The sequence below is a fragment of the Candidatus Palauibacter irciniicola genome (assembly GCF_965208695.1).
Taxonomy (GTDB): Bacteria; Gemmatimonadota; Gemmatimonadetes; order Palauibacterales; family Palauibacteraceae; genus Palauibacter; species Palauibacter irciniicola.
On sequence record NZ_OZ242352.1, the window covers coordinates 3,253,728 to 3,272,956 of the forward strand.

16 protein-coding genes and 2 pseudogenes are annotated in these 19,229 nt (G+C 70.2%); 2 read left to right on the top strand and 16 right to left on the bottom strand.

The genetic code is table 11. The features are described 5' to 3' along the window. Positions 1-3 precede the first annotated feature (3 nt). Complete coding sequence (locus tag ACOGI9_RS14040; protein ID WP_419857733.1) at positions 4-480, bottom strand: DUF2269 family protein; 477 nt, start codon at positions 478-480, stop codon at positions 4-6. Positions 481-560: 80 nt separating this feature from the next. On the opposite strand from ACOGI9_RS14040, the pseudogene ACOGI9_RS14045 reads away from it, so the two are divergent. Together ACOGI9_RS14045 and ACOGI9_RS14050 are read left to right on the top strand one after the other, a co-directional pair. Beyond that, positions 561-1,959: pseudogene (locus ACOGI9_RS14045) on the top strand (FAD-binding oxidoreductase). Further along, positions 1,956-3,455, top strand: a complete 1,500-nt coding sequence (locus ACOGI9_RS14050; RefSeq protein ID WP_419857734.1) for an amidohydrolase family protein — start codon at positions 1,956-1,958, stop codon at positions 3,453-3,455. Before ACOGI9_RS14045 ends, ACOGI9_RS14050 begins: the two are co-directional and overlap by 4 nt. 7 nt (positions 3,456-3,462) lie before the next feature. Here the strand turns inward: ACOGI9_RS14050 and ACOGI9_RS14055 are convergent, their stop codons facing one another. From ACOGI9_RS14055 to ACOGI9_RS14125, 15 genes and pseudogenes are all read right to left on the bottom strand, one after another. After that, positions 3,463-3,930 carry an arginine repressor gene (locus tag ACOGI9_RS14055; protein WP_419857735.1) on the bottom strand — a complete coding sequence of 156 codons (468 nt, stop codon included), beginning with the start codon at positions 3,928-3,930 and terminating at the stop codon, positions 3,463-3,465. Beyond that, the gene (gene argH / locus ACOGI9_RS14060) at positions 3,927-5,393 is read right to left on the bottom strand and encodes an argininosuccinate lyase (RefSeq protein ID WP_419857736.1); all 1,467 of its coding nucleotides are present in this window, start codon (positions 5,391-5,393) and stop codon (positions 3,927-3,929) included. Before argH ends, ACOGI9_RS14055 begins: the two co-directional genes overlap by 4 nt. Before the next feature lie 28 nt (positions 5,394-5,421). Next, positions 5,422-6,747, bottom strand: coding sequence for an argininosuccinate synthase (locus ACOGI9_RS14065; protein ID WP_419857737.1), 1,326 nt, complete (start codon positions 6,745-6,747; stop codon positions 5,422-5,424). Between the two features lie 99 nt (positions 6,748-6,846). Then, entirely contained in the window at positions 6,847-7,401 is a 555-nt protein-coding gene (mog, locus tag ACOGI9_RS14070; RefSeq protein ID WP_419857738.1) for a molybdopterin adenylyltransferase, read from the bottom strand. Between the two features lie 16 nt (positions 7,402-7,417). Next, the gene (locus ACOGI9_RS14075; RefSeq protein WP_419857739.1) at positions 7,418-8,863 is read right to left on the bottom strand and encodes an ABC transporter permease; all 1,446 of its coding nucleotides are present in this window, start codon (positions 8,861-8,863) and stop codon (positions 7,418-7,420) included. After that, positions 8,863-9,546, bottom strand: coding sequence for an ABC transporter ATP-binding protein (locus ACOGI9_RS14080; protein ID WP_419857740.1), 684 nt, complete (start codon positions 9,544-9,546; stop codon positions 8,863-8,865). Before ACOGI9_RS14080 ends, ACOGI9_RS14075 begins: the two co-directional genes overlap by 1 nt. Positions 9,547-9,580: 34 nt before the next feature. Continuing rightward, positions 9,581-10,087 carry a DUF3299 domain-containing protein gene (locus ACOGI9_RS14085; RefSeq protein WP_419857741.1) on the bottom strand — a complete coding sequence of 169 codons (507 nt, stop codon included), beginning with the start codon at positions 10,085-10,087 and terminating at the stop codon, positions 9,581-9,583. A 34-nt stretch (positions 10,088-10,121) separates the two neighbouring features. Next, positions 10,122-11,747, bottom strand: coding sequence for an amidohydrolase (locus ACOGI9_RS14090; protein WP_419857742.1), 1,626 nt, complete (start codon positions 11,745-11,747; stop codon positions 10,122-10,124). An 88-nt stretch (positions 11,748-11,835) separates the two neighbouring features. Further along, positions 11,836-15,100 (bottom strand): annotated as a pseudogene (gene carB / locus ACOGI9_RS14095) (carbamoyl-phosphate synthase large subunit). An 80-nt stretch (positions 15,101-15,180) separates the two neighbouring features. Beyond that, positions 15,181-15,960, bottom strand: a complete 780-nt coding sequence (locus ACOGI9_RS14100) for a TonB family protein (RefSeq protein ID WP_419857743.1) — start codon at positions 15,958-15,960, stop codon at positions 15,181-15,183. A 9-nt stretch (positions 15,961-15,969) separates the two neighbouring features. After that, entirely contained in the window at positions 15,970-16,089 is a 120-nt protein-coding gene (locus ACOGI9_RS14105) for a methionine/alanine import family NSS transporter small subunit (protein ID WP_419857744.1), read from the bottom strand. Then, a complete protein-coding gene (locus ACOGI9_RS14110) occupies positions 16,086-16,673 on the bottom strand; it encodes an HDIG domain-containing metalloprotein (protein WP_419857745.1) in 588 nt (195 codons plus the stop codon). The genes ACOGI9_RS14105 and ACOGI9_RS14110 overlap by 4 nt, the downstream gene beginning before the upstream one ends. A 6-nt stretch (positions 16,674-16,679) precedes the next feature. Next, on the bottom strand, positions 16,680-17,174 hold the full coding sequence (locus tag ACOGI9_RS14115; RefSeq protein ID WP_419857746.1) for a PH domain-containing protein: 495 nt from the start codon (positions 17,172-17,174) through the stop codon (positions 16,680-16,682). 2 nt (positions 17,175-17,176) lie between these two features. Beyond that, positions 17,177-18,400 (bottom strand): DNA polymerase IV, encoded by a 1,224-nt coding sequence (gene dinB / locus ACOGI9_RS14120; protein ID WP_419857747.1) that lies wholly within the window; start codon positions 18,398-18,400, stop codon positions 17,177-17,179. Then, entirely contained in the window at positions 18,387-19,223 is an 837-nt protein-coding gene (locus ACOGI9_RS14125; RefSeq protein ID WP_419857748.1) for a glycerophosphodiester phosphodiesterase, read from the bottom strand. The genes dinB and ACOGI9_RS14125 overlap by 14 nt, the downstream gene beginning before the upstream one ends. Positions 19,224-19,229 lie beyond the last annotated feature (6 nt).

Sequence of the window (19,229 nt, forward strand, 5' to 3'; positions counted from 1 at the left end):
CGCCTACATGGGGCGGATGGCGCCCAGCAGCGTGACGATCAGGATCAGGGCGCCGTTGATCGAGGCCACGATCGCGTTCGTCTTCCGGAACTTCACGAACGACCCGCTTGCCTCGCCCGCGTTGGCCGAGGCCTCGGCGGCGCGCGCAAGCCGTCCCGAGTTGGGGATCTGGACCGCGACCGCGAGCGCGAAGGCGATGAGCCCCAGCACCTGCATCTGAAACTGCCAGTGCGGCGTGAGCCGGAAGACGCCGTAGCCGCCCAGCCCGGCGAGGCCGAAGCCGGAGATCGTGGTCAGCAGCATGCCGAGAAGCCCGGGGCCCCTGAGCAGCCGGTGGCCGGCGCGATACATGAACGCGATCACGTTCCGGTCGCCCGTCCTGTTGGCCCGGACGCCGAGGATCGCGAGCGAGAAGGTGACGCCGAACCACAGCGCCAGCCCGATCAGATGCAGAAAGAGCATCACTCCACGCATGTCCATGCGCGCAAAGTCCGGGCGGCGTGCGCACGGGTCAAGAGACCGCGATTGACGCGGGGCGGGGCCCGGCGGCAACGTCCGGCATGAGCACGATCGCGCAGACGAAGCGGACCCCGCTCCCCGCGGCGCTCGAGAACGAACTCGAACGGGTGTTCGGCGACCGGTTCACGACGGCCGAGGCGATGCGCCGGCAGCACGGCGAGGGCGAGTCGTTCCACGCGAACGAACCGCCCGACGCGGTGGTCTTCCCCGAGTCCACGGCCGAGGTATCCGCGGTCGTGCGCGCCTGCCACCGTCACGACGTCCCGATGATCGGCTTCGGGGCCGGGACCTCGCTCGAAGGGCATGTCGCCGCGCGGCGCGGGGGGGTGACGATCGCGACGAGCGGCCTCGAGCGCCTCGTCGAACTCAACCCCGAGGACATGGACTGCCGCGTCGAGGCGGGGATGACGCGCAGGGCGCTGGAGCAGCACCTGAAGGGGACCGGCCTCTTCTTCCCCATCGACCCGGGCGCCGACGCGAGCCTGGGCGGGATGGCCGCCACCGGGGCTTCCGGGACGACCACGGTCCGCTACGGCACGATGCGCGAGAACGTGCTCGGCCTCACCGTCGTGCTCCCGGACGGCACCGTGATCCGGACCGGGCGGGCGCGCGAGAAAGTCCTCCGCCGGCTACGACCTCACGCGGCTCTTCCTCGGGTCGGAGGGCACGATCGGCATCATCACGGAAGTCCTGCTCCGGCTGCACGGCATCCCGGAGGCGATCGCCTCGGCGGTGTGCTCCTTCCCGACGCTGGCCGACGCGGTGGACGCGGTGATCTACACGATCCAGAGCGGGGTGCCGGTCGCGCGGGTCGAACTCCTCGACGACGTGCAGATGGACGCGGTGAACCGGTACTCCAACTTCGACTACCCCGTGCGTCCGACGCTCTTCTTCGAGTTCCACGGGACGGCCGCCGGCGTCGAGGAGCAGTCGACCGAAGTGGGCCTCATCGCGAAGGAACTCGGCGGGACGGACTTCGAGTGGGCCACGCGGGCCGAGGATCGGTCGCGGCTGTGGGCGGCGCGACACGAGGCCTACTACGCGTCGCTCGCCCTGCGTCCGGGAGCCCGGGGGTGGGCGACGGATGTCTGCGTTCCGATCTCCTCGCTCGCCGACTGCCTCCTCAAGACCCGCGAGGACATCGACGCGGAGGGCCTTCTGGCGCCGATCGTCGCCCACGCCGGAGATGGCAACTTCCACGTCCTCTTCATCATCGATCCGGAGGATGAGGAGGAGATGGCGCGCGCGAAGCGGGTGAACGCGCGCATGATCGAGCAGGCGATCTCGGTCGGCGGCACCTGCACCGGCGAGCACGGGGTCGGCTACGGCAAGGTCCCCTACATGCGGGCCCAGCACGGAGACGCGGTCGACGCCATGCGCTCGATCAAGGAGGCGCTCGACCCCAAGGGCCTCATGAACCCCGGAAAGGTGGTCGCATGAAGATCGACAACCGCATGTGGCTGGCGGCTCTCGCGTTCGCGGCCTGCGCTTCGCCCGAGAGTTCCCCCGGGAGCGGGGACGCGGCCGCCGGAGGGGAGGGTGTCGCGGACCTCGTCATCCTCGGCGGCCGGGTCATGGACCCGGAGACGCGACTCGACGCCGTGCGCGACGTCGCGGTCGCCGACGGTCGCATCGCGGCCATCGCCGAAGGGGGCGTCGCGGGACGGGACACGATCGACGCCACCGGTCTCGTGGTCGCGCCCGGCTTCGTCGACCTGCACGCGCACGGCCAGGACACGGTGAGCGCGAAGCTCCAGGCGCTGGACGGCGTGACGACCGCCCTCGAGATGGAGATCGGCGTGTACCCGGTGGCCGAATGGGTCGCCTCCCGCGAGGGGACGGCGCCCATCCACTTCGGGGCGACGGTGAGCCACCCGGGCGCGCGCACGAAGCTGCTCGCGGGCTTCGATGTCGGCCACTCGGTGATGACGCCGCCGGGCGAACCCAGCCCCTTCGAGTTCGAGGCGGTCTACGGGGCCGTCGACGACGACCAGATGCTCGAACTGAACGGGCTCATCGCGTCGGGCCTGGAGGAGGGCGGGCTCGGGATCGGGTTCGGCATCACGTACACGCCGGGCGCCTCGCGGACGGAGATCTACCGCGTCTTCCAGCTCGCGGCCGCGCAGGGGGCGCCGGCCTACGTCCACATCCGGGGCGAGAACTCGGGCGGCACGCTGGGGGCCTTCCAGGAGGTGATCGCGAACGCGCTCTCGACCGGGGCCTCGCTCCACATCGTCCACATGAACTCGAGCGCCGACGAGATGGCGCGCATGACGCTGGAGATGATCCGCGGGGCGCGCGAGCGCGGGATCGACATCACGACGGAGTCCTATCCCTATACGGCGGGCTCGACGCGGATCGAATCGGCGCTGTTCGACCCGTGGGAGGGCGCCTCCGACGACGAATACGGCCGGCTGCAGTGGTCGGGGACGCCGGAGCGGCTGAACGCCGCAAGCTTCCGGCGCTACCGGGAGCAGGGCGGCTGGGTCGTGATCCACGGGAGGAGCGAGGAGACGAACGAGTGGATCGTCGCGCAGCCCGACGTGATCGTGGCGAGCGACGGGATCCCGTACCTGTACCAGGCGATCCACCCGCGGGGCGCCGGCACCTATTCGCGGGTGCTCGGCTACTACGTGCGCGAGCGCGGGGCGCTGAGCCTGATGGACGCGCTCGCGAAGATGACGATCCTGCCGGCGCAGCGGGTCGAGGGCTTCGCCCCGGTGATGGCCCGGAAGGGCAGGGTCCAGGTCGGCGCGGACGCGGACATCGTCGTGTTCGATCCGGAGACGATCATCGACCGCGCGACGTACGCGGACCCGGCCGCGCCCTCGGAGGGCGTCCACTACCTGCTGGTCGAGGGCACCGCCGTCGTCCGGGATGGAGCGATCGTGCCCGGCGTCTACCCCGGGCAGGCGATCACGAGCGGCGCCCGGTAGCCGGGTACTAGAGGTTGGCGAGCGACCTCAGTTCGTCGACGAGTCGGGACCGGATCTCCGCGTCGCGGCACAGCACGAGGATCGTGTCATCTCCGGCCACCGTCGCGAGGACGCCATCGAGATCCGCCTCGTCGAGGGCGATCGCGACGGCGTTCGCGCAGCCGCTCATCGTGCGAATGGCGAACAGCGCGTTGCCCGGGCCGATGTCCAGCGCCAGCTCGCTGAGCGTCGCCGCCAGCATGCGGTGGGGGTCGGGCGGCGTCGTGTCCCGCCCCGGGCGCTGATACCGGGGTCCGCCGGGGCCGGGCCGCTTCACGATCCCGAGGCGCTGGAAGTCCCGCGACAGCGTCGTCTGGGTGGTCGAGATTCCCTCTCGAGCGAGCGCCGCGACGAGTTCGATCTGGCTCCGGATCGGCCGGCTGCCGATGATGTGAAGGATCGCCCGTTCGCGGGTCCTGCGGCGGTCGGGCGTCATGCGAGCACCGCGTCGAGCAGCCGTTCCTCGAGGTGGGCCCGCCGGATGGGCGGATCGGTGCGCCTGTCGAGCCAGGCTTCAAGCGCCGCTACCTCGCGGTCGACCTCCTGCAACTGCTCCAGCACGCGCCCCGGCGCCGGCCCGCCGGGCGAATCGTGCGCGGCGACGGCGGCATCCGGGCGCAGCACGTCGTGCACGTCGTCACCCGCGGACGGACAGCACGTCCTCAGCGTCTCGAGGTCCAGATCCCACAGTTCCACGCCGCCCTCTTCAGCCATCCGTACCGCCTCTCCCGCCTGCTGGTGCGCCCTCCGAAACGGGACGCCGCGGCGGACGAGATGATCGGCGAGCTCGGTGGCGGTCAGCATCCCGCCCGCGAGCGCGGCCTCCATCGCGTCCGTCCGGTAGTTAACGCCACGCGCGACCGCAATCGCCGCCGCGAGGGACCAATCCGCCGTGTCGAGCGTGTCGAACAGGCGTTCCTTGTCTTCCTGAAAGTCGCTGTTGAAGGTGAGCGGAAGACCCTTCATCAGCGCGAGCAGCGCCGTCACGTTCCCGATCGCCCGGGCCGACTTCCCGCGCAGGATCTCGGCCGCCTCGGGGTTTTTCTTCTGCGGCATGATGCTGCTGCCCTGCGCCACGGAGTCATCGAGCTCGATGAACCCGAACTCCCGCGTCGACCAGAGCACGACCTCGTCCGCCCAGCGCGACAGGTGCACCGACAGCATGGCGCACGCGTAGGCCGCGTCGAGCACGTAGTCGCGGTCGCCGACGATGTGCATGCTGTTGGCGAAGGTGCGGTCGAGCCCGAGCAGGGCGGCGCTGCGGGCCGGATCGATCGGGAACGACGTGCCGGCGAGCGCCCCGGCGCCGAGCGGCGACACGCCCGCCAGCCGGTGCGCCGCCCGGAGCCGGTGCGCGTCCGCGGCGAGCGCGGCCACGTGGGCGAGCAGGTGGTGTGCGAGGCTCACCGGCTGCCCCCGCTGCAGGTGCGTGTAGCCGGGCAGAAAGGTCTCGCGGAACGAGACGGCCTGGCCGGTCAGCACGCGCTGCAGCCCGGCGACGCCGGAGAGGACGTCCTCGAGGCGCTCGCGCACGTACAGCCGCAGCGCGATCGCCGTCTGGTCGTTCCGGCTCCGCGCGGCGTGGAGCCGCTTTCCGGCGTCGCCCACGCGCTCGACGAGCGTGCGTTCGATCCATGTGTGCACGTCCTCGTCCGGGCCCGCGACCTCGAGTTCCCCGGCCTCCACCTCTCGCAGGATCTCCGACAGGCCGGACAGGATCAGATCGCTGTCGCCCCGGGAGAGGACCTCCGTCTCGCGCAGCATGCGGGCGTGCGCGAGGCTCGCGAGAAGGTCGTGCCGGACCAGCCGGCGGTCGAACGGCAGCGAGTTCGTGAACTCTTGAATCGCCGGATGGACGGACCCCTCGAAGCGACCGCCCCACAGCATGTCATCCGGCATCAGAACCCGGCGTGCGGCATCGGACGGTTCAACCCGAGCCGGATGCCACCGCCCGCCCCGGCCGCTGCATGGGCTTCGACGAACTGCGGACGGTCTCGACGGAGGCGGTCGCGGCCCAGTCCTGCCCGTCGCCGGCCGCTCGCGCCCGCACCCGCGCGGCGAGACTCGAGGGGAGGCCCCACAGGCGGACGAACCCGCCCGCGTCGGCCTGGTCGTAGACCGAGTCCTCCTCGAACGTGGCAAGATCTTCCCGGTACAGCGAGAAGCGGGACGTGCGCGCCACGGGCATCGCGGAACCCTTGAACAGCCGCACGGTCACGTCTCCCGTCGACATGGCGTGCGCCTCGTGGAGGAACGCGTCGAAGGCGGCCCGCAGCGGCGAGAACCAGAGCCCCTGGTAGACGAGTTCGCCATACCGGTCGGCGATCCCGCGCTTGAAGCCTGCCGTGTCCCGGTCGAGCGTGAGCGCCTCGAGGTCCGCGAGCGCGGCGAGCAGGACGGTCCCGGCCGGCGTCTCGTAGACCCCGCGGCTCTTCATTCCGACGAGCCGGTTTTCCACGAGGTCGACGCGCCCCACGCCGTGGGCCCCGGCCGTCTCGTTCAGCCGCTGAACGAGCGCCACCGGGTCGAGCGCTTCGCCGTTGAGTGCCACCGGCACGCCGCGCTCGAACGAGATCGTGACGTCCTCCGGCGTGTCCGGCGCCGCGGCCGGGTCCACCGTCAGTTCGCGCAACTCGTCCGGCGTCGCGGCGGTCGGATCCTCGAGGATGCCGCCCTCAAACGAGGTGTGCCACAGGTTCCGGTCGATGCTGTAAAGCTTCCGGGGGCTCCCCGGTACCGGGATGTCGCGCTCCGCGGCATACTCGAAGGCGTCCTCGCGCGACGTGATCTCCCACTCCCGCCACGGGGCGATGACGGTCAGGTCCGGCGCGAGCGCCTGGTAGGCGAGTTCGAAACGGACCTGGTCGTTGCCCTTCCCGGTGCAGCCGTGCGCGACGGCGTCGCAGTCGAACTCGCGCGCGACCTCGACCTGGGCGGCCGCGATCACGGGCCGGGCGAGCGACGTCCCGAGCAGGTAGCGTCCCTCGTACACGGCCCCTGCCTTGAGCGCCGGGAACGCACACTCGGTGAGGAACCGCTCGCGCAGGTCGACGACGCGGCACGCAATGGCCCCCGTCGCCAGCGCCTTCTCGCGGATCGCGTCGAAGTCCTCCCGCTGTCCGACGTCCACCACGGCCGCGACCACTTCGCAGTCGTAGTTCTCCTTCAGCCAGGTGACCATCACCGATGTGTCGAGGCCGCCGGAGTACGCCAGGGCGACCCGCTTCACCTTCTTCGTCGGGCGCTTATTCATGCGTCGATCCTGAAATGGCAGGTGGAGGCAATCGTTCAAGAGGCGGGAAAATATACAAGACGGTGAATAAATATGCAACACAGGGGCGCAGCACGAGAGTCAGTGCGGGCGATGCGCCTTCACCCTGTCCGGATCGGTTTCCAGGCGGGGCCCGCCGATGAGGTCGACGCAGTCGGGCACCGCCGCGAAGACCGCGTCCAGACATTCGGCTACGGCTTTGGGCGACCCCGGGAGGGTGATGATCAGCGCCGAACCGCGCACTCCCGCGGTCTGGCGCGAGAGGATCGCGGTCGGCACGTGGGGCCGGGAAACCGCGCGCATGGCTTCGCCGAAGCCGACGAGCTCCTTCTCCAGGACCGCGGCGGTCGCCTCCGGCGTGACGTCGCGCGGGGCGGGACCGGTGCCCCCGGTGGCGATGACCAGGCAACACCCGACCGCGTCGACCAGCTCGACGAGCGTCGCCTGGATCAGCTCCTTCTCGTCCGGGATGACGCGGGCGGCCGCCTCCCAGGGCGAGGTGAGGACGTCACGCAGATACGCTTCGACGGCCGGACCGCCCCGGTCCTCGTACTCGCCCCGGGCGGCGCGGTCCGAAACCGAGACGATGCCGATCCGGGCGATGACGGCGCCCGGCCCTGTCGATGAATCGTCCATGGCCCCTGGCGGGCGGCTAGACCCGCACGGCCAGCCCGTCGTGGAGGGCGGTGCGGTAGGCCTTGAACGCGGGCACGAAGCCCATCAGGAATCCGGCCGTCACCACGGCGCCGAGGAGGAGCAGTTCGATGGGGCCGGGCGGCCGGATCGGGATGAAGAGCCCCACCTGCGCCTCGACAATCGACTGCCCGGCCGCGAGCAGCCCATACACCAGCGCGAGTCCGGCGAGCGCCCCCGCCCCGGCCAGGCACACGGACTCGAGCACGAGAAGGGCGAGGATCCGGTTCGGTCCGGCTCCGACGGCGCGCAGGATTGCCATCTCCCGCCGCCGCTCGTTGAGCGACGTGTAGAGTGAGACCAGCATCCCCAGCAGCCCCACGAGAACGACGAAGATGGCCACCAGTCGGAGGCCGGTCTCGGCGTAGCCCAGGCCCTGCCACATCTCGTTCAGGGCGACTCCGGGGAGCACGGCCATCATCGGCTCGTCCTCGAAGTCGTTGATGTCGCGCTGCAACTGGAGCACGTCCCGGCGGTCGGTCGTGCCCACGAAGAACGACGTCACCTGCGAGATTTCGACGTCCTCGATCGAGATGTCCTCCGCGTGAGCATGACCGTCGTCCGCGGCGGCCGCCTCCACCTCCTGGTCGTGCGCGTGGCCATCGTCCGCGGGGGCCGCTTCGGCCTCGTCGTCGTGGGCGTGGTCGTCTTCGTCGTGGCCGTCGTCGTCGTCCTCGTCGTGGGCGTGGTCGTCTTCGTCGTGGGCCGCCTCGGCCTCCTCGTCGTGAGCGTGGTCGTGCTCGTCATCCGACGCCGGGGGCGCACCGTCCTCCCAGTGGATGGCCTCCATGCCCTCGAGGGTCACGTAGATGGCGCGGTCGACGGGCGTGAACGTCTTGTCGAGGATGCCCACGACCGTGAAGGGCATGTGGTCGTGGGTGATGAAGCCCAGTTCGCCGAGCCCGTGCGTCACCGAAACCTCGTCGCCGAGCGCGTAGTTCAACTCGGCCGCCACGTCCGCGCCCAGCGTCACGTCGAACAGGTCCGCGTTCGGCCGTCCCTCCGCCAGCGCGATTTCCTGACCTCCGCGGTAGCGGTAGTGCCGATAGAAGTCCTCGTTCGTGCCGACGACCCGGAATCCCCGGTGGCTGTCCCCGAGGCTGTAGGGGATCGTCCACTCGACCGCGGGGTGCTCCGCCCACTCCCTGTAGGCCTCCCACGAGACGTTTTCCGTCGGCGCTCCCATGCCGAACACCGAATACAGCAGCAACTGGATCGTGCCGCCCTTGGTGCCCACGATCAGATCCGTCTGGCTGATCGTGTTGGAAAAGCTCTCGCGCATGCCCACGCGCACGTTCTCGACGCCGATCAGGAGGGCGAAGCTGAGGGCGATGGAACCCACCGTGAGCGAGGTGCTGAAGGCGCGGTTGCGGAGCGACTTGAGGGCGAGGTCCAGGACGAGCATCAGAGCACCGCCTTGTTGACGTCGGGGAGCGAGATGGTGCGGGAGAACATGCCCTCCAGGGTGCGGTCGTGGCTCACGAACACCAGCGTGGAGCCGGCGCGCTCGCACTCCTGGAAGAGCAGCCGGAGGAAGGCCTCCCGGCGGTCGAAATCCAGGGAGGAAGTGGGTTCATCGGCGACGATGATCTCGGGCGACCCGATGAGCGCCCGGCAGGCGGCGACCCGCTGCTGCTGGCCCACCGAGAGTTCCGTCACCGGCTTCTTCAGCAGGTCGCCGATGTGGAGATGATCGGCCAGCAGCGCGGCGGTCTCCTTCACGCCCGCGCCGTCCAGCCGGGCCCGGCGTCCCGCGCTCATACGCGCGGGGAGCGCGATGTTGTCGAGTACCGAGAGGTAGGGGATGAGGTTGAACATCTGGAAGACGTAGCCGATGTGCTCCGCCCGGAAGGCGTCCCGCTGGGCGCCCGAGAGCGACGCGAGGTCTTCGCCGAGCACCCGGACCTCGCCTTCCGTCGCCTCCAGGACCCCCGCCAGCACGCCGAGCAGGGTGGTCTTGCCGCTCCCGCTCGGACCGAAGAGGAACGCGCGCGCCCCCCGCTCGAGGGACAGTTCGCCGATGTCCAGCACCCACGGGCCGCGGCCGTAGCGGAAGCGCAGACCCCGGACGTCGATGGCAAGGCTCATCCGGTCAATTCAGCCGGCGGCCGCTCAGCGCGGATCAGGGACCGTACGGATAGACCTGCTGGCCGGAGAGGGTGAAGCCGACGTAGCCGTACACGCTCTCCGTCAGCTCGATCTCGAGCACGCCCTCGACCCACACCGGATTCCACCCGTCCAGCTTCGCCCGCTTGCCCTCATCCATCTCGATGTAGACGAGCTGGTTGGGCGGGGGCGGCGGCGTGTGGATGCAGGCGCCGACGTAGGGCACGAGGAGGAATTCCGTGGCCGAGGACGCCCAGTCTTCGAGCGGCACCGTGAACCCGGGGATCTTGACGAGCTTGCCCGCGAGCGCCGCCAACTCCTCGCTCGGTTCGCCGGTGCGGTAGTCGAGGCTGGCCAGGAGGCGCCAGCCCACCTCGGTCGGCTCGTCGTCGGCCGCTACGGTGGGCGTTGCGTCGGCCGGAGGCTCCGTGACGGCCTCCGGAGGGCCGCCCGCGCCGGCAAGCGTCACCACGAACAGCATGGCGGCGGCTGTCGAGAGAAGTCTGCGGCTCGCGTCGATCATCGGAAAACTCCGGTTCTGAAAGTCCTCGGTTCGCTCAGTTCGATCCCCGGGAATCCTGCCGGTCATCCTCGGAAGCCGGCCGCGACAGCGTAGGATACTTGATACCCAGTTGATCAAGATACGTGTCGAAGCGCGTCTCGTCATAGTAGTACTGCTTCAGGAGCGGACGGAACGTGTCCATGATCTCCCGGTTGAGATCGATCGGGGGCGGGTCGTCCGGGCCGATGAAGGGAACGTACTCCACGCCCGCGGTCTGTTCCTCCCGGAAGTAGGTCCAGGCCTCGTCGACCAGTTCGGGCTGGGCGAAGAGCTGGAGTGCGGTGCGGGCCATGACGCGCGCGCCGGCGACCGCGCCCTTGTGCGCGATCGGGGTGGCCATCGCCATGGCGCTCGACCAGTGGTGACCCGGCAGTCCCGGCACATTCGACGGGAAGCGCAGGGTCACCGTGGGCACGTTCCACGAGATGTCGCCGATGTCGTCGGATCCGCCGCTCCGGCGCGGCCCCGGCTCACCCAGGGGTGAGAGGGCGATCGGCATCCCCGACGGGACGCTCCCCACCGATTCCTGCACCGCGCTCGCAAAGTCGTGGTCGTCGTCGGTCCACTCCGGAAGCCCGACGTCCTCGATGTGCTCGTACATCGTTTCGGCCACGACCTTGTTGAAGTGGCGGGGCCAGGCGGCGCCGATGATCCGGTACGACATCTCGGTGTCCGTCATCAGCGCCGCGCCTTCCGCGATGCGGATGGCCGTGTCGAAGTTGCGCTTGATGTCCTCGTAGTCCATCTCGCGGATGAAGTACCAGACCGACGCGCTCGGCGGCACGACGTTCGGCTGGTCGCCGCCGTCGCTGATCACGTAGTGGGAGCGCTGGTCGGGCCGCAGGTGCTCGCGCCGGAAGTTCCAGGCCACGTTCATCAGCTCGACCGCGTCGAGCGCGCTGCGGCCCCGCCATGGCGCGCCCGCGCCGTGGGCGGCCTCGCCCTCGAAGGTGAACTCCACGGAGACGAGCCCGGTGCCGCTCCCCTGGCCCCAGTTCACCGACAGGTTGCTGCTCACGTGTGTGAAGAGCGTGACGTCGATGTCCTCGAGATAGCCGTCCCGCACGTACCAGGCCTTGGAGCCCAACTGCTCCTCGGCGACGCCGGGCCAGAGCACGAGCGTGCCCTCGATGCCCTCCGCCTCCATGACGTCCTTCAGCGCGAGCGCGGCCACCACGTTCACGGCCTGCCCGGAGTTGTGGCCTTCGCCGTGGCCGGGCGCGCCCGGAATCAGGGGGTCGTGATAGGCGACGCCGGGCTTCTGGTTGGCCTTCGGGATGCCATCGATGTCGGACCCGAAGGAGATGACCGGCGACCCGCTGCCCCAGCGCGCGAACCAGGCGGTCGGGATGCCCGACGGCGCGTACTCGACCGTGAAGCCGTTGTCCTCCAGGATCCCGGTGATGTAGGCCGAGGTCTCGATCTCCTGCTGCCCCAGTTCGGAGAAGGAGAAGATCTTGTCGACCATGACCTGGGCCAGCTTGGCGCGCTCGAGCACGCCCGCTTCCACGCGGGCCACGAGCGGCGCCAGTTCATCGTCGGAGAGGCCCTGCGCGACCGCCGTGGCGGCGGGGGCGCTGAGCAGGGCGACCAGCGTCGCCGCCAGCGTTCGTCGACTCATCTTACCCATTGACGCACCCGGAAAAAGGGACCGAAAGGCAATAACCACGTAGCATAAGTGCGGACGGCCCGCGTCGGAAAGTGGGATGTCAGACGGAGCCGGCGGTCCTCGTGAGCCGGTCCTCCTCCGCTTCGACGACCTCCCGCGCCTGGAGACTGTGGACCGTGTGCCGGCGGTGGCGGAGGGCGATGATCGCGTCGGCGGCCGCGGATGCCGCGGAGAGGGTCGTCGTGTAGGGCACGCGGCGGGCGACGGCGGCGCGGCGAATCATGTAGTCGTCGTACTGGGCGTGCTTGCCGAGCGGCGTGTTCAGGAGCAGTCGGACGTCGCCCGAGACGATGCGGTCGAGGAGGTTCGGACGCCCCTCGTGCACCTTGAGGATGCGCTCGCACGGCACGCCGCGGCCGCGCAGATACCTGGCCGTCCCCTCCGTCGCGAAGATCGTGAAGCCCAGTTCGTGGAAGCGGCGCGCGATCGGGACCATGTTCGGCTTGTCCTGGTCGTGTACCGTGATCGCGACGGCCCCCTCCGTCGGCAGCCCCTGGTAGGCGGAGATCTGCGACTTCGCGAACGCGAGCCCGAAGCTGTCCGCGTATCCCATGACCTCGCCCGTGGACCGCATCTCCGGCCCGAGCACGGTGTCCGCGTCCGGGATCTTGTCGAAGGGGAGCACCGCTTCCTTCACGGAGACCTGGTGCGGGACGAGTTCGTCGCCGAGTCCGAGGTCCGCGAGCTTCACGCCGGCCAGCACCCGCGCGGCCACGCGCGCCAGCGGCACCCCGGTCGCCTTGCTGACGAACGGCACCGTGCGGCTCGCGCGCGGATTCACCTCGAGCACGTAGACCGTCTTCTCGTGCACGGCGAACTGCACGTTGATGAGGCCGCGGACGCCCAGCGCGAGCGCGAAGTCCCGCGTGAAGCGGCGCATGGCCTCCATGTCGACGTCGCGCAGGAGGTAGGGCGGCAGGACGCAGGCGGAGTCGCCGGAGTGCACGCCGGCATCCTCGATGTGCTGCATGATCCCGCCGATCAGGACCGTCTCCCCGTCGCACACGGCGTCGACATCCGCCTCGAAGGCGTCCTCGAGGAACCGGTCCAGGAGCACGGGATGTTCCGGAGAGGCCTGCACCGCGCGCGCGAAGTATTCCCGCAGCGAGACCGGATCGTAGACGATCTCCATGGCGCGGCCGCCGAGCACGTAGCTGGGCCGGACGAGCACGGGATACCCGATGTCCTCCGCGATCTCCAGTGCCTCTTCGATGCTCGTCGCGGTCCCGCCCGGCGGCATCGGAACCCCGAGTTCACGGCAGAGTTCGTCGAAGCGGCGGCGGTCCTCGGTGCGGTCGATCGACTCCACGCTCGTCCCGAGGATGGGGACGCCGAGCTGCTCGAGCTTGCGCGCGATCGTCAGCGGCGTCTGCCCCCCGAACTGGACGATGACGCCCTCCGGCTTCTCCTGCTCCACGATCGCGAGCACGTCCTCGACCGTGAGCGGCTCGAAGTAGAGCTTGTTCGAGATGTCGAAGTCGGTGGAGACGGTCTCGGGATTCGAGTTGATCATGATCGTCTCGAACCCTTCGTCGCGCAGCGCGAGCGAGGCGGAGACGCAGCAGTAGTCGAACTCGATGCCCTGGCCGATGCGGTTCGGCCCGCTGCCGAGGATGATGATCTTCCGCCGGTCCGAGCGCTCGGATTCGTTCTCGTCCTCGTAGGTCGAGTAGAGGTAGGGCGTGGCGGCGGGGAACTCGCCCGCGCAGGTGTCGACCGTCTTGTAGACGGGCCGGAGTCCCGCGGCCTGGCGCACCTCGCGCACCTTCGCCTCCGAAATGCCGCGCAACTGTCCCAGCTCCGCGTCGCCGAAGCCGATGCGCTTCAGCCGTTCGACGTCCTCGGCCGTGACCTCCGCGGCCGCCGCGAAGGCCTGGCCCTCGCGCACGAGTTCCTCGAGCTGCGAGAGGAACCAGGGGTCGATTCCCGTGATCCGGTTGATCTCGGCCACGGAGAGGCCCGCCTGGAAGGCGCGGTAAAGCTGGAAGGGGCGTTCCGGCGTCGCGGTGCGGATCGCGGCCCGTACCGTGTCGACGGCTGTCGTCCTCGAGGCGGTCCGCGTCCGGGTCCGGCGAGGGAAGCCACCCCGACCGCCCGTTCTCGAGCGCGCGGAAGCCCTTCAGCCACGCCTGCTGGAACGTGCGGCCGATCGCCATCACCTCGCCCACGGCCTTCATCTGCACGCCGAGCGTCGCGTCCGCCTTGGGGAACTTCTCGAACGCGAAGCGCGGGATCTTGACGACCATGTAGTCGAGCACCGGCTCGAAGCAGGAAGGCGTCACCTGCGTGATCGCGTTCGGGATCTCGTCGAGGCGGTAGCCGACCGCGAGCTTGGCGCCGATGCGCGCGATGGGGAAGCCGGTCGCCTTCGACGCGAGCGCCGAACTCCGGGACACGCGCGGGTTCATCTCGATGACGAGCATCTGGCCCGTCGTCGGGTGCACGGCGAACTGGATGTTGCAGCCGCCCGCGTCCACGCCGATCTCCCGGATGCACGCGATGGCCGCGTCCCGCATGGCCTGGTACTCGCGGTCCGAGAGCGTGAGCGCCGGCGCGACGGTGATCGAGTCGCCCGTGTGCACGCCCATGGCGTCGAAGTTCTCGATCGAGCAGACGATGACGACGTTGTCCGCCCGGTCCCGCATCACCTCGAGTTCGAACTCCTTCCAGCCGATGATGCTGCGGTCGATGAGCACCTCTCCGATCGGCGACGAGCGGATGCCGGAGCGGACGAGGTCCTCGAACTCCTCGCGGTTGTAGGCGGTGCTGCCGCCGGTGCCGCCGAGGGTGAAGGACGGCCGGATGATGGCGGGGAATCCGGTGTCCTCGACCAGCGTTAGCGCCTCGTCGAGCGAGCGGGCGAAGCCTCCCGCGGGCAGTTCGAGCCCGATGCGCTGCATGGCTTCGGCGAACTGCTCCCGGTCCTCGGCGAGCTGAATCGCCCGCACGTCGGCGCCGATCAACTCCACGCCGTGTTCGTCGAGCACGCCGCGTTCGGCCAGTTCGAGCGCGACGTTGAGCGCCGTCTGGCCGCCCATGGTCGGGATGAGCGCGTCGGGCTTCTCCGCCTCGATGACCCGCGCGACCCAGTCGGCCGTGAGCGGCTCGATGTAGGTCGCGTCGGCGATGTCCGGGTCCGTCATGATCGTGGCGGGATTCGAGTTCACGAGGATGACTCGATATCCCTCCTCGCGGAGCGCCCGGCAGGCCTGCGTCCCGGAGTAGTCGAACTCGCAGGCCTGGCCGATCACGATCGGGCCGGAGCCTATGAGAAGAATCGAGGAGATGTCGTCGCGGCGTGGCATCGGGCGCGCAAGCTATTCGGTCGGACGGCGGATCGCAGCCCCCGGCGGCGCAGCCGCCGGAGGTGGAGAGAAGATGGCGGCTACCGCATGAGAAGCGAGATCTCCCGCAGGACCCAGACGGGTGCCGGGCGACCGTCGCGGAGAGCGGGGGCGAAGAGCAGGCCTCGAGCCGCGCGCATGGCCGCCGCGTCGAAGGCCTGGTCGCCGGATGAGACCTGGATCGCGGTCGCCTCGACCCTTCCATCGGTCCGCACGAGGAGCCAGATGGAGGCCGCGATGTCCGCGTCCAGTCCCTCGCGGCGGATCACCGGCAGCAGGGTCGTCGCGAGCGCGGCCTCGGCATCGGTGTCCCACACGAGGCGGGCCGCCTCATCGACGGCGACGTATACGGGTCCCGATGCCCGGAGTTCCGCCAACTCCGCTTCGCCCGCGGCCCGGGCCAACTCGATGCTGGCCAGCGAGTCGCGCCGGGCGGCGGCGATCAGCGAGTCGCGCCGGGCCGCCTCCAGCGAATCCCGGAGCGCGGCGGCCCGCTCGGCTGCGAGAATGGAGTCCCGCCGCGCGGCCGCGGCCCGCTCGGCCCGCGCGATCGAGTCGCGTCGCGCGGCCTCCCGCAGCGCCCTCGCGATCGAGTCCTGCCGCGCCGCCTCTCGCTGCGCCCTCGCGACCGAGTCCCGGCGCGCGGCTTCCCGCTCGGCCGCCGCGATCGAATCCCGTTGCGCGGCGTTCGCGGCCGCCGAGTCGGCGACGAGCGGCTCGGGCGGGCGCATCGCGCGGGGGATGGGGAGGAAACACGAAGCGGCCCCCAGCGCGGCCAGCGTCACCAGGAGGATCCGTCCCCCGCGGCGCCTTCCCCCCATTACGGGCGGCTAGCTCTCTCCGCCCCGCTTGGCGCCTTCCTTGCGCCAGGCGATCGATGCGAGGACGGCGAGTCCTCCCCAGACGAATCCGAGGATGAGGACCATCATGATGATCGTCGTCGTGGTCATGCTCCCCCCGGGCCGTTCAGGCCGAGATCTTCCGCCGCGAGCTGCATCGCGGCGATGACGAAGGCGATGTGCTCGCCCATGTCTTCGCCCAGTTCGGCGCAATTCTCCAGCATTTCGTCGCGGCTGATCGCGGCGGCGAACGCCTTGTCCTTCATCTTCTTTCTCACCGACCGGGTCTTCATGCCGGCGAGCCGCGTCGGCCGCACCAGCGCGCAGGCGGTAATGAAGCCGGTGAGTTCGTCCACGGCCCGGAGCGTCTTCGACATCCGCGTCGTCGCTTCGACGTCCGTGTAGTCCGCGTGGGCCATGATCGTCTCGAGGATGTCCTCGTCCACCCCCTTCTGGCGGAGGATGGCGACCCCGGTCGACGGATGCTCCGCGTCGGGCGCGTGGTCGGGGTTGGGCCAGCGCTCGTAGTCGAAGTCGTGCAGCAGCCCCGCCACGCCCCAGCGGTCCTCGTCCTCGCCGTACTTCCGCGCGTAGGCGCGCATGGCCGCCTCCACCGCCAGCATGTGGCGCCGGAGCCCGGGACTCTCGGTGTATTCGTGGACGATCGCGAGCGCCTCATCCCGTGTCGGGAGCATCCGCCGTCACTCTCCTTCGGTGGTGTCGCCGGCCGTGTGGCCGTCCGCGCCTCCGGCCGTCTCGTGCAACGCGTCCAGAAAGCGTCGAGGCTCGCTCTGGCTGACGAGGAGCGAGTACCCGTCGAGCGTGGGAATGTACACCACCCGACGACGATCCGTGAGGTAGAGGAGCGCCTTCTCTCCGCTGCGGAGCCGGAACCAGCCCGCGGAGTAGTTTCCGAGCGCCGTCCCCATCGTGCGCCGGCGAGGGACGAGGTCGGGTTCGCCGCGCAGATCCACGATCCGGGCTTCGTCGAGTTCGAGCCGGTCGAGCGGAATCGTCCGCCCCCAGAGGTCTCCCACCAGCTTCAGGCCCGCCGGCGACACCTCGGCGCGGCTGTTCCTCGTGGACCAGGCCGCCCAGCCCAGCATGAGCGTCACGCCGATGAGGACGACGATGATGATGATGAAGAACCAGAGGATGCCGCGCCCGGAGGCCGGCGGAATCGGAAATACCTGCATGGTTATGTGCCTCGCACGTTGGAATCGAGAAGGGCGGCCCGCTTCAGCGCGTCCCGGCCGAAGCGGTCCGCCACGGCGTCCATCGTCTTCGCCAGCTCGCGCCGGCCCTCCCCGTCGGTGGCGGCCGGGTCTTCGTCGCCGAGGAGCCCGAGCTGCTCGTCTTCCGGATGGTCGAAGCCGGAAAGGCTGACCCCAATGAGCCGGACGAGGCGGCGGGGATCGTCGGCCTCCCGGAACAGCTCCCGCGCGACGGGCCAGATGGCTTCGGTCATGTCCGCCGGCCGCTCGAGCGTCCGCTGGCGCGTATGCGTCTCGAAGCCGTCCCAGCGCAGCTTCAACTGGACCGTGCGCCCCGCGATCCCCTTCCTGCGCAGCGACCGCCCGACCCCTTCGCAGAGGGCGAGCAGGGTCCGCTCCACGCGGGCGCGATCCTCGACATCCTGCGGGAAGGTCACCTCCTTGCCGAGCGACTTCCTCCCCGGCCTGGGGTCGACCCTCCGCACGTCGAGGCCGTTCGCGAGTTCGTGCAGACGCCGCCCCAGCTTGCGGCCCAGGGACGCCTCGAGGAACTCGGGCTTGTTGCGCGCCACGTCCCCGATCGTCCTGAAGCCGAGTTGGGCCAGCCGGGCCTGCACCTTCGGGCCCGCCCCCCAGAGACGGGACACGGAGAGCGGAGCCAGGAACTCGCGTTCGGTCCCCGGCGGCACGACGACGAGCGCGTCCGGCTTCCTGAGGTCGCTCGCGACCTTCGCCACGTACTTGTTCGAGGCGACGCCGACGGAGGCCGTGAGCCGCTCCTCCTCGGCGATCCGCTGCCGGATGCGGGTCGCGATCTCCGGTCCCGTGCCGAACAGCCGCCGGCTCGCCGTCACGTCGAGGAAGGCCTCGTCCAGCGAGAGCGTCTCCACCTGGTCGGTGAAGGAGCGGAAGATGTCGAAGATTCGCCCGGAGATCTCCGCGTAGAAGGCGATGCGGGGGCGCACGTAGACGCCGTCGGGGCAGCGGCGCCACGCCTGCGAGATCGGCATCGCGGAGTGGATCCCGTAGCGCCGGGCCTCGTAGTTCGCCGTCGAGACGACGCCCCGGCCGCGGCCCTTGCGCGGGGCGGATCCGATGATGACCGGCTTGCCGCGCAGCGACGGGTCTTCGCGCACCTCGACCGCGGCATAGAACGCGTCCATGTCCACATGGAGGATCGTCCGGGACCGCGTCTCAGGCTGCGGCATGTTCTCCCGCGCCTCCCCGCACGTCCCGTTCGTCCAGGATCCGGCGGGCCCGCCCCGGGGCGTCGCTCACGAGCCCGTCCACGCCCCAGTCGAGGAGCCGCCGCATGTCATCGGGGTGGTTCACGGTCCACACGAAGACGCCCATGCCGTCGGCGTGAGCGCGGCGGACGAAGCGCGGCGTGACGATGCGCAGCGCGCCCTGCCGCTCGGGCAGCATGGCGGCCGCGCAGCCGGCGGGGGCGAACCGGCGGCCGAGGCCGACCTTGCCGAGAAGTACGTATGTCCGGAGTTCGTCCTGGTAGGCGCAGTGCCAGCGGGCGTGCCGGCTGGCGGGCTCCACTTCCTCGCGCTCGAAGCCGCCGACCAGGATCCGCTCCCGGTCCGCGCGATTCCCGCTCCGCTGCAGCCACGCGCCCAGTTCGTGCCCCGCCGCCTCCGACTTGATCTCCGCGATCACGGGCAAGTCGCCCACCGCCTCGAGCACCGCCTCGAGGGTGGGGATGCCGACACCCGTGCCCCGGAAGGGAAAGGTCTTCCCGTGGTCCGTCGTGAAGCGGTACCCGGCGTCGAAGGCGCGCAGTTCGTCCCGCGTCAGCGCTTCGACATCCCCCGTCCCGTCGGTGGTGCGGGGGAGGCTCGGATCGTGGATGACCATGAGGCGGCCGTCCGCGCTCCGGTGCAGGTCGAGTTCCACCGCGTCGGCCCCCACGCGCACCGCGTGCTCGAAGGAAGGGAGCGTGTTCTCCGGGGCGAACGCCGCCGCCCCCCGGTGGCCGATGACCCGCAGCGGGGAGCCGGGACCGAACAGATCGTCGGGCAGCACCGGCGG

Bases quoted from the DNA above. Each gene is read 5' to 3' on its own strand.
- mog (WP_419857738.1), bottom strand. From the start codon at position 7,401: ATGGACGATTCATCGACAGGGCCGGGCGCCGTCATCGCCCGGATCGGC.
- ACOGI9_RS14055 (WP_419857735.1), bottom strand. From the start codon at position 3,930: ATGACGCCCGACCGCCGCAGGACCCGCGAACGGGCGATCCTTCACATC.
- ACOGI9_RS14115 (WP_419857746.1), bottom strand. From the start codon at position 17,174: ATGCAGGTATTTCCGATTCCGCCGGCCTCCGGGCGCGGCATCCTCTGG.
- ACOGI9_RS14050 (WP_419857734.1), top strand. From the start codon at position 1,956: ATGAAGATCGACAACCGCATGTGGCTGGCGGCTCTCGCGTTCGCGGCC.
- ACOGI9_RS14090 (WP_419857742.1), bottom strand. From the start codon at position 11,747: ATGAGTCGACGAACGCTGGCGGCGACGCTGGTCGCCCTGCTCAGCGCC.
- dinB (WP_419857747.1), bottom strand. From the start codon at position 18,400: ATGCCGCAGCCTGAGACGCGGTCCCGGACGATCCTCCATGTGGACATG.
- ACOGI9_RS14040 (WP_419857733.1), bottom strand. From the start codon at position 480: ATGGACATGCGTGGAGTGATGCTCTTTCTGCATCTGATCGGGCTGGCG.
- argH (WP_419857736.1), bottom strand. From the start codon at position 5,393: ATGCCGGATGACATGCTGTGGGGCGGTCGCTTCGAGGGGTCCGTCCAT.
- ACOGI9_RS14105 (WP_419857744.1), bottom strand. From the start codon at position 16,089: ATGACCACGACGACGATCATCATGATGGTCCTCATCCTCGGATTCGTC.
- ACOGI9_RS14080 (WP_419857740.1), bottom strand. From the start codon at position 9,546: ATGAGCCTTGCCATCGACGTCCGGGGTCTGCGCTTCCGCTACGGCCGC.
- ACOGI9_RS14085 (WP_419857741.1), bottom strand. From the start codon at position 10,087: ATGATCGACGCGAGCCGCAGACTTCTCTCGACAGCCGCCGCCATGCTG.
- ACOGI9_RS14110 (WP_419857745.1), bottom strand. From the start codon at position 16,673: ATGCTCCCGACACGGGATGAGGCGCTCGCGATCGTCCACGAATACACC.
- ACOGI9_RS14100 (WP_419857743.1), bottom strand. From the start codon at position 15,960: ATGGGGGGAAGGCGCCGCGGGGGACGGATCCTCCTGGTGACGCTGGCC.
- ACOGI9_RS14075 (WP_419857739.1), bottom strand. From the start codon at position 8,863: ATGCTCGTCCTGGACCTCGCCCTCAAGTCGCTCCGCAACCGCGCCTTC.
- ACOGI9_RS14065 (WP_419857737.1), bottom strand. From the start codon at position 6,747: ATGAATAAGCGCCCGACGAAGAAGGTGAAGCGGGTCGCCCTGGCGTAC.